Origin of the sequence: Cellulomonas citrea (assembly GCF_009829685.1) — a bacterium.
GTDB lineage: Bacteria > Actinomycetota > Actinomycetes > Actinomycetales > Cellulomonadaceae > Cellulomonas > Cellulomonas citrea.
Genome location: NZ_VWSD01000272.1, coordinates 1 through 1,812 on the forward strand (window position 1 = coordinate 1; position 1,812 = coordinate 1,812).

The 1,812-nt window shown below is 74.8% G+C and carries 3 protein-coding genes; 1 reads left to right on the top strand and 2 read right to left on the bottom strand.

Going from position 1 to position 1,812, the window contains the following annotated elements; genetic code table 11:
• Nucleotides 1–227: DUF2017 family protein (locus F2B26_RS16055; protein ID WP_438939214.1), on the bottom strand; the 227-nt coding region annotated here is incomplete at its 3' end.
• Entirely contained in the window at nucleotides 227–517 is a 291-nt protein-coding gene (gene clpS, locus F2B26_RS16060; protein ID WP_235929723.1) for an ATP-dependent Clp protease adapter ClpS, read from the bottom strand. The genes clpS and F2B26_RS16055, both read right to left, overlap by 1 nt.
• A 45-nt stretch (nucleotides 518–562) precedes the next feature.
• Here clpS and F2B26_RS16065 point away from each other — a divergent pair.
• Nucleotides 563–1,812, top strand: a 1,250-nt coding sequence (locus tag F2B26_RS16065; RefSeq protein WP_159811058.1) for a nicotinate phosphoribosyltransferase, incomplete at its 3' end; no start/stop codon positions are given.

Genomic DNA, 1,812 nt, shown 5'->3' on the forward strand with positions numbered 1-1,812 from the left:
AGGGCCGGGTCGGCCGGCGGCAGCGCGGCGGCCGGCACCGCGAACGGGGCCAGACCCGGGTCGTCGTCGGCGTCCTCGTCCGGCTCGTCGTCGAGCTGGTCGTCCGACCGGTCCCCGTCGGCCAGGAGCAGCTCGAGGACGTCGCGGACGACACCGCCCAGCACCTCGCGCTCGACGGGTTCGAGCACGGCCTCCAGCCCGTCGGGCGCGGCGCGGAAGGCCCGCATCAGTCGTCGGCCCGCTGCATCGTGGCCCACAGGCCGTAGGAGTGCATGGCCTGCACGTCGACCTCCATCCGCTCCCGGTTGCCGGTCGAGACCACCGCCCGCCCCTCCTCGTGCACCTGGTGCATGAGGCGCTCGGCCTTCGCCTGCGGGTAGCCGAAGTACGTGCGGAACACGTACGTCACGTAGCTCATGAGGTTGACCGGGTCGTTCCACACGATCGTCACCCAGGCGTCCGGCGCGCCCGTGGTGGCGTCCGGCTGCTCGGTGACCTGGGGGTCGAGGGTCGGCAGCTGGCTCACCCGTTCACTGTAGGGCGACGCGGTTAGGTTGGACCCATGACGAACTCGCAGGTCGCAGCGGCGAGCACGGCGCTGCTCACCGACCGCTACGAGCTGACCATGCTGCAGGCCGCGCTCGCCGACGGCACGGCCCGGCGCCGCGCGATCTTCGAGGTGTTCACCCGGCGGCTGCCGCCGGGCCGCCGCTACGGCGTGCTCGCCGGGACCGGTCGCGTGCTCGAGGCCATCGAGGCGTTCCGGTTCGACGAGGACCAGCTCGCCTGGCTCGCCGCTGAGCAGGTGGTCGACACCGCCACGCTCGACTACCTGGCGGGGTACCGCTTCACCGGCGACGTCACCGGCTACGCCGAGGGCGAGGTCTTCTTCCCCGGCTCACCCGTGCTGCACGTCGAGGGCAGCTTCGCCGAGGCGGTGCTGCTGGAGACGGTCGTGCTCTCGGCGCTCAACTACGACTCGGCGGTCGCCTCGGCGGCCTCCCGGATGACGTCGGCGGCCGGTGGACGCCCGTGCCTGGAGATGGGTGCGCGGCGGGCCAACGAGCAGGCTGCCGTCGCCGCCGCCCGGGCGGCCGTCATCGGCGGCTTCGCCGGCACGTCGGACCTCGAGGCCGGCCGCCGCTACGGGCTCACCACCATCGGCACGGCCGCGCACGCCTTCACCCTGCTGCACGACGAGGAGGAGGCCGCCTTCGCCTCCCAGGTCCGCTCGCAGGGCACCGGCACGACGCTGCTGGTCGACACCTACGACGTGCACCGCGGCGTCGAGCGTGCCCTGGCGGCCGCCGGCACCGGCCTGGGCGCCGTCCGGCTCGACTCGGGCGACCTGGGCTCGCTCGCGCACGAGGTCCGGGCCCAGCTCGACGCGGCCGGTGCGACCGGCACCCGCATCACCGTCACCTCGGACCTCGACGAGTACGCGATCGCGGCGCTCGCCGCCGCCCCGGTCGACTCCTACGGGGTGGGGACCTCCCTGGTCACCGGCTCGGGGGCACCGACCTGCGGGATGGTCTACAAGCTCGTCGCGCGCGAGGGCCGGGACGGGTCGATGCAGCCGGTGGCGAAGGTGTCGGCGGCCAAGGCCAGCGTCGGCGGGCTCAAGGGCGCGGCCCGCGGGCTGGGGGCCACCGGCCGCGCGGTCGAGGAGGTCGTCGTCACCGGGTCCGACGCCGCAGTGCGGGCCTGGCAGCAGCAGGTCGGGCGCACCCCGCCGGAGCGGTTGCGGCCGCTCCAGGTGCCGCTCGTGCAGCACGGCGAGGTGGACCGCGCCTGGACCGGTGCCCCGGGCGT